The organism is Janthinobacterium saanense (assembly GCF_014200675.1).
Taxonomy (GTDB): Bacteria; Pseudomonadota; Gammaproteobacteria; order Burkholderiales; family Burkholderiaceae_D; genus Janthinobacterium.
On record NZ_JACHCI010000040.1, the window covers coordinates 1 to 6856 of the forward strand.

Consider the following 6856-nt stretch of genomic DNA (forward strand, 5'->3'; position numbering starts at 1 on the left):
TTCGTCAACCTTCTTTTTTACTCGCTTCATTCAGCATTTGCATGCATCGTTCAGCGAGGGGGCGAATTATAGCCAAGGCTAGCCGGCGCCGCAAGCCTTATTTACGCACATCACAGCAAACAGCGATCGCCCGTACCGCCGGCTTGTACGCGTATCGGCCACAGGTGCTACATTATGGAACACTCTCGCATACACAAGAGCGCTGCGCCATAGCAGCCCAACGGAGGCAACGAGATCATGCAGCGACTATCAACTACTTATCGTGGCGGCCCCTTACCGTCTATCGCAACGGCCATCGTGGAACCGGTCGACGGCGCTCCCGCCATCATCGAAACATCGCACCAGCGCTCACAGGCGTTTGGACTCTCCCCCACTGCCACGCCAGACTCTAGGCCCATCGGCAAGTCCGATCTGTCGCTGTTAATCGAGCAAAACCGCATATTGCACACGCATGCTGTGCCCGCCATGGAAGCGCTCTACCAGCAAATCGTCAACACCCACAGCATGGTGATATTGACTGATGCCCGAGGCGTGATCGTGCATTCCCTGGGTGATGATGATTTTCTCGAGAAAGCCAACCGGGTAGCGCTGAAGCCGGGTGTGGCCTGGTCGGAGCAAGTACGTGGCACCAACGCCATCGGGACGGCCATCACGGAAAAGCTGGCGACACTGGTACATGCGGATCAGCATTATCTGGCGGCGAATCATTTCCTGACCTGTTCGGCAGCCCCGATCACTGACCACCGCGGCAATGTCATTGGCGTGCTGGATGTGTCCAGCGATCAACGCAGTTTTCACAAACATACGATGGCCCTGGTCCGCATGTCGGCGCTGATGATAGAGAACCAGTTGTTTTCAGCCACGTTTGAAGATGCGATCACCCTGCACTTCCATGCGCGGCCTGAATTTGTCGGCACTCTGATGGAAGGACTGGCGTCGTTCACCCCTGGCGGCCGTTTTTTGTCCGCCAACAAGAATGGTTTGTTCCAGCTGGGCTTGTCTTTTGCTGAATTGCAATCACACACCTTCAGTTCCCTCTTCGGCCTGCCCGTGTCAGCACTGTACGATCATTACCGCATGGCTGCGCCCGGCTTGCTGGACTTGTGTTTGCCCAGCGGCGTACGCGTACTGGGCCGCGCACAACTACGGCTGGCCAATCATGCCTTTCAATATTCCCTCAGCGCCAGTAACGAAGCCACCGAAAAAAATGCGCCGAACACAGCCACGCCGGCCGGCGCAGCCCGACGTTTGTCCGGCCTGCGCTATCTGCGCACGGGCGACCCGCAGCTGGAACTGGTCATCGATAAGGTAGGCAAGGTGCTGGGGCGCGACATTCCCATTTTGATCATGGGTGAAACTGGCACAGGCAAGGAGTTGCTGGCCCAGGCCATTCATAACGATACGCCGCGCGCAACCGGTCCCTTCATCGCCGTCAATTGTGCTTCGATCCCGGAAACCCTGATCGAATCCGAACTGTTTGGTTATGAAGATGGCGCATTTACCGGTGCGCGCAAGAAAGGGGCGGTCGGCAAGCTACTACAAGCGAATGGCGGCACCCTGTTTCTGGATGAAATAGGCGACATGCCATTTGGCTTGCAGGCGCGCTTGTTGCGCGTGTTGCAGGAGCGCATGGTCACGCCACTGGGCAGCAGCAAATCCATTCCCGTTCATGTCGACCTGATCTGCGCGACGAATCACAATTTGCGCGAGCGCATGGCCAAGGGCTTGTTCCGCGAAGACTTGTATTACCGCCTGAATGGCCTGGTCGTGAAGTTGCCGCCGCTACGTGAGCGCACGGATCTGGAAACCGTCGTGAAAAAGATTCTGGCGGCAGAAGCGCCAGGCACGCGCTACACGCTGGCGCCGGAACTGCTGCGCTTGTTTCACCAGCATCAGTGGCCAGGTAACTTCCGCCAGCTCACCAATCTCTTACGCACGGCCATCGTGATGGCGGATGAGGAGCAGGAAATCAGCTTGCACCATATGCCCGATGATTTCCTTGACGATATAGAGTCCGCCCCAATGGCGGACTATACCCCCGCAACAAGCAACGGTGCCAGGCTGGAAGAACTGGAGCACAGCGCCATCGTGGCAGCGCTGGCTGCGCACGGCGGCAATGTCTCGGCTACGGCGCGGGCCCTGGGTATTTCGCGCAACACGATTTACCGCAAGCTGCCGAACATGGGTAGATTTTCCGCTTAGCTGGCATACAGCACAGTATTCTCTTCATCACTGAACAGGCGCGAACGCGTCAAAAAACGCTTGCCCGTGCCATTGTCGAGTGAAAACATGCCACCATTGCCATCAACCACATCGATGATCAATTGCGTATGCTCCCAGTAAGCGAATTGCTCGAAGCCCATATAGAACGGTGCACCGTTCAAGTCGCCAAGATACACGTCGCTATCGCTGACATCGAACTCGCCCAATGCATAACACATGGGCGTACTGCCATCGCAGCAGCCACCCGACTGGAAAAACATCAGCGGGCCATAGCGTTTGCGCAACGTGTCCATCAGCTCCAGCGCCGCCCCGGTGGCGACTACCCTGGCTATTGCTGCACTCATGAGTGTCCTTTCGTCGCACCGCATCGCCCGGCCTGCGGCAATGCGGTGTCATGCTCTTGCCAATTAGAAGAAACCCAGCGCTTTCGGGCTGTAGCTGACCAGCAAGTTCTTCGTTTGCTGGTAATGGTCGAGCATCATCTTGTGATTTTCACGGCCGATGCCCGATTGCTTGTAGCCACCGAAAGCAGCATGGGCTGGATACAAGTGGTAGCAATTGGTCCACACGCGGCCAGCCTGAATCGCGCGGCCGACACGGAAGGCACGCGATCCATCGCGCGTCCACAAGCCGGCACCCAAACCATATAAAGTATCGTTGGCGATGGCCAGTGCTTCGGCTTCATCCTTGAAGGTAGTGACGGACACCACCGGGCCAAAGATTTCTTCCTGGAAGATGCGCATCTTGTTATTGCCCTTGAACACGGTCGGACGCACGTAATAACCTTTTTCCAGGTCGCCTGTCTGCAAGTTGCGTTCGCCGCCGGCCAGCACTTCGGCGCCTTCCTGGCGGCCGATGTCGAGGTAGGACAGGATTTTTTCCAGCTGCTCCTGCGATGCCTGGGCGCCTATCATGGTGGAGGCATCGAGTGGATTGCCTTGCTTGATGGCCGCCACGCGTTTCAGGGCGCGCTCGATGAATTTCTCGTAGATCGATTCCTGGATCAGCACGCGCGAAGGGCAGGTGCACACTTCGCCCTGATTCAGCGCAAACATGGTGAAGCCTTCCAGGCATTTATCGAAATAATCGTCGTCGGCATCCATCACGTCTTCGAAGAAGATATTCGGCGACTTGCCGCCCAGCTCCAGGGTGACGGGGATCAGGTTTTGCGCGGCATAGCCCATGATCAAGCGGCCCGTACCGGTTTCGCCCGTAAAAGCAATCTTGGCGATACGCTTGCTCGATGCCAACGGCTTGCCCGCTTCCAGTCCAAAACCATTGATGATGTTTAATACGCCTGGCGGCAGCAAGTCGCCGATCAGCTCGATCAGCACCATGATGGACGCTGGCGTCTGCTCGGCCGGTTTCAGCACCACACAATTACCGGCGGCCAAGGCCGGCGCGAGTTTCCATACCGCCATCAGGATGGGGAAATTCCAGGGAATGATCTGCCCCACGACACCGAGCGGCTCATGGTAGTGATAAGCGTAGGTTTCCGCATCGATTTGCGCCACGGAACCTTCCTGCGCACGGATGCAGCCAGCGAAATAGCGGAAATGGTCGATCGCCAGCGGAATATCGGCATTGGTCGTTTCGCGGATAGGCTTGCCGTTATCGATGGTTTCCGCCGTGGCGATCAGGCTCAGGTTTTGCTCGATGCGGTCGGCGATGCGGTTCAGGATATTGGCGCGCTCGGCCGGTGAAGTCTTGCCCCAGGCATCCTTGGCGGCATGCGCGGCGTCCAGCGCCAGTTCCACATCTTCCGTCGTGGAACGGGCTACCTCGCAAAACGGCAAGCCCGTAATCGGAGTTATGTTGGGGAAGTACTCACCTTTGACTGGCGCAACAAATTTTCCGCCGATGTAATTGTCATAGCGTTGCTTGAAGGGATTGGCCACGCCCAGTTTGCTGATGTCTGCGAGATTCATGTCGTCCTCTATCTAATTGTTGTTAGTGATAAAAACCGTGTCACAGCTACTACTACCGCATCAGGGAAGTACAAGCTCTTAACTGCAAATGCCGTGCCAACACTGGCCACACTACAAAATTAGCGGGTTTGGGCGCACTTGCAAGCTTTTACCGTCAGATCACATGGCCTGCAGGGCGCTGCAAAATGGGACAAGGAGATGGAACAGGTGTTGCATCTTGGTACAGCGCTTGTGACAATCCCCCCCTTGTCTTAGCGGCACCATCCTGCGTGGCGCACCGGGTGAGACAGAGTCGGCATAATCAGTCTGACAAGTAGCAAGCCTGCCAACCAGCAAGCCTCATCACCTAGCAACTCATTGGAGTACCTTTATATGCAACAACGCTTCCGCCTGAACGCCATCGCCAGCCTGTTTTTTGCAGGCACCGCCACCGCCTTCGCCGCCGATGCCCCGGACGCCCAAGTCTTGGACGTCGTGGTCGTCAGTGGCAGCCGTATCGAACACCCGAGCCGGGAAGTGCCCGCTTCGATCGACGTGGTCGACAGCGCCCGCATCCAGGATGGTCAAATCCGCGTCAACGCCTCGGAAGCGCTGGCCGCCGTGCCGGGGCTGGTCGTGCAAAACCGCCAGAACTATGCGCAGGATCTGCAAATTTCCTCGCGCGGCTTTGGCGCCCGTTCCGCCTTTGGCGTGCGCGGCGTGCGCCTGATCAGCGACGGCATACCCGCCACCATGCCCGATGGCCAAGGCCAGGCCGCCACCTTCAACCTCGATACCGCCGAGCGCATCGAAGTACTGCGCGGACCGTTTTCGGCTATCTACGGCAACCATTCCGGCGGCGTGATCCAGCTGTTTTCCAAGGATGGCCAGAATCCGCCTTCCGTCGAACTGAATGTGACGGGCGGCAGCTACGGCACCAGCAAAGTAGATATCGGTGCGCAAGGCCAGGCAGGCGGCATCGGCTATGTGCTCGATGGCTCGCGCTTTCGCACGGATGGCTACCGCGACCATAGCGCCGCCACGCGCGAACAGGCTTTCGGCAAGATTACCGTCAAGCCAAATGCAGACAGCAAACTGACCATCGTCGCCAATTCCCTGCATCAGGGCAATACGCAAGATCCGCTGGGCGTCACCTGGGCCACGTTTGCCCGCGATCCACGCGCCGGCGAAATCGACACGACGGATACACAAAACCCGAAGCGCACCCTGGCCGATCGCTACAACACACGCAAAAGCATAGACCACCAGCAAATCGGCGCCACCTATGAACAGCGCTTCGGCGACGATCGCCTGCACGTGACGGCTTACGGCGGCAACCGCGATGTGATCCAGTACCAGGCATTTCCCAAGATCGTCCAGAATCCCCCAAGTCAGTCGGGCGGCGTGGTCGATTTCAAACGCAATTTTTATGGCATCGACACCAATTGGCTGCATGTAAACCAATTGGCTGGCGGCAAGTTGAGCACCACCATCGGCATCGATTACGGCCGCTCCAGCGATGACCGCACGGGGTATGAGAATTACATCGGCAATACCTTTGGCCTGAAAGGCCGGCTGCGCCGCGATGAGCAGGATGTCGTTTCCAGCCTCGATCCGTATATCCAGGCGGAATGGCAAAGCGGCCCCTGGCTGCTCAGCGCAGGACTGCGCCACAGCAAGATGAAAGTGGAAGTCAGCGATCACTACCTCAGCAATGGCGACGATAGCGGCAGCTTGCAATACAGCCACACGACGCCGGTATTGGGCTTGCTGTATAAAATCAATCCCGACGTCAATGTCTACGCCAGCGCCGCGCGCGGTTTTGAAACGCCCACCCTGAATGAACTGTTTTACTCGGGTACGGGCGGCGGCTTCAACTTCAATCTGAAACCATCGACCAGCAGCAACCTGGAAGCGGGTGTCAAGGCCAGGATAAATAACAACACGCGTATCAACGCGGCCATTTTCCAGGTCAAGACCAACGATGAACTGGTAGTCGATTTTTCCAGCGGTGGGCGCACCAGCTACAAGAATGCCAGCAAGACCTTGCGCCAGGGCATGGAAGTATCGCTCGATTCCAGCCTGCCCTACGGTTTCAGCAGCAAAGTGGCGTTGACCAGCCTGCACGCCGTGTATGCGCAGGCATACACCAATGTGGCGTCAGGCAGCCGCTTGCCTGGCGTGCCCAGCGCCAACCTGTTTGCCGAACTGGCCTGGAAAGACACGCTGGACCGCTACGGTGCGGCGCTGGAAAGCGTGGCCAGCAACCAGGTTTACGCGGAAGACAGCAATAGCGACAAACCAGCGCCCGGCTATACGGTATTCAATCTCCGGCTGAATGCCAAGCAAAACCTGGGCAACTGGCGCTTCAAGCAATTTGCCCGCCTGAATAACTTATTGGACCGTACGTATGTGGGTTCCGTCATCGTCGGCGATAGCAACAAGCGCTACTATGAAGCGGCGCCAGGCCGTAACTGGTTACTGGGTGTGAGTGCGCAATACGTGTTCTGAGCAAACAGTATTGAAAGTATAAAAGCAGCGCGCAGCGCTGCTTTTTTTCGCCTGTACGCCGTGAAAGGCAAAGCTCCAGACGTAAAAAAACCCCAACCGTATCACCGGAAGGGGTTTTTTCGAATAACAAGCCTGACAATAACCTACTTTCACACTGGTTGCAGCACTATCATCGGCGCAAAGTTGTTTCACGGTCCTGTTCGGGATGGGAAGGG

General features: G+C 57.2%; 5 protein-coding genes. 2 read left to right on the top strand and 3 right to left on the bottom strand.

What is annotated here, in order from left to right; genetic code table 11:
• Positions 1–237: 237 nt before the first annotated feature.
• Complete coding sequence (locus tag HDE72_RS27480; RefSeq protein ID WP_183748757.1) at positions 238–2202, top strand: sigma-54-dependent Fis family transcriptional regulator; 1965 nt, start codon at positions 238–240, stop codon at positions 2200–2202.
• Here HDE72_RS27480 and HDE72_RS27485 read toward each other — a convergent pair.
• Together HDE72_RS27485 and adh are read right to left on the bottom strand one after the other, a co-directional pair.
• A complete protein-coding gene (locus HDE72_RS27485) occupies positions 2199–2567 on the bottom strand; it encodes a DUF779 domain-containing protein (RefSeq protein WP_183748759.1) in 369 nt (122 codons plus the stop codon). The genes HDE72_RS27480 and HDE72_RS27485 overlap by 4 nt on opposite strands.
• A gap of 63 nt (positions 2568–2630) precedes the next feature.
• The gene (gene adh, locus HDE72_RS27490) at positions 2631–4151 is read right to left on the bottom strand and encodes an aldehyde dehydrogenase (protein ID WP_183748761.1); all 1521 of its coding nucleotides are present in this window, start codon (positions 4149–4151) and stop codon (positions 2631–2633) included.
• Between the two features lie 372 nt (positions 4152–4523).
• Here adh and HDE72_RS27495 point away from each other — a divergent pair, with 372 nt between their 5' ends.
• Positions 4524–6641 carry a TonB-dependent receptor family protein gene (locus HDE72_RS27495; RefSeq protein WP_183748763.1) on the top strand — a complete coding sequence of 706 codons (2118 nt, stop codon included), beginning with the start codon at positions 4524–4526 and terminating at the stop codon, positions 6639–6641.
• Here the strand turns inward: HDE72_RS27495 and HDE72_RS27625 are convergent.
• The coding region (locus tag HDE72_RS27625; RefSeq protein WP_221291432.1) for a hypothetical protein at positions 6609–6856 on the bottom strand (248 nt) is incomplete at its 5' end. The two genes, HDE72_RS27495 and HDE72_RS27625, sit on opposite strands and share 33 nt — an antisense overlap.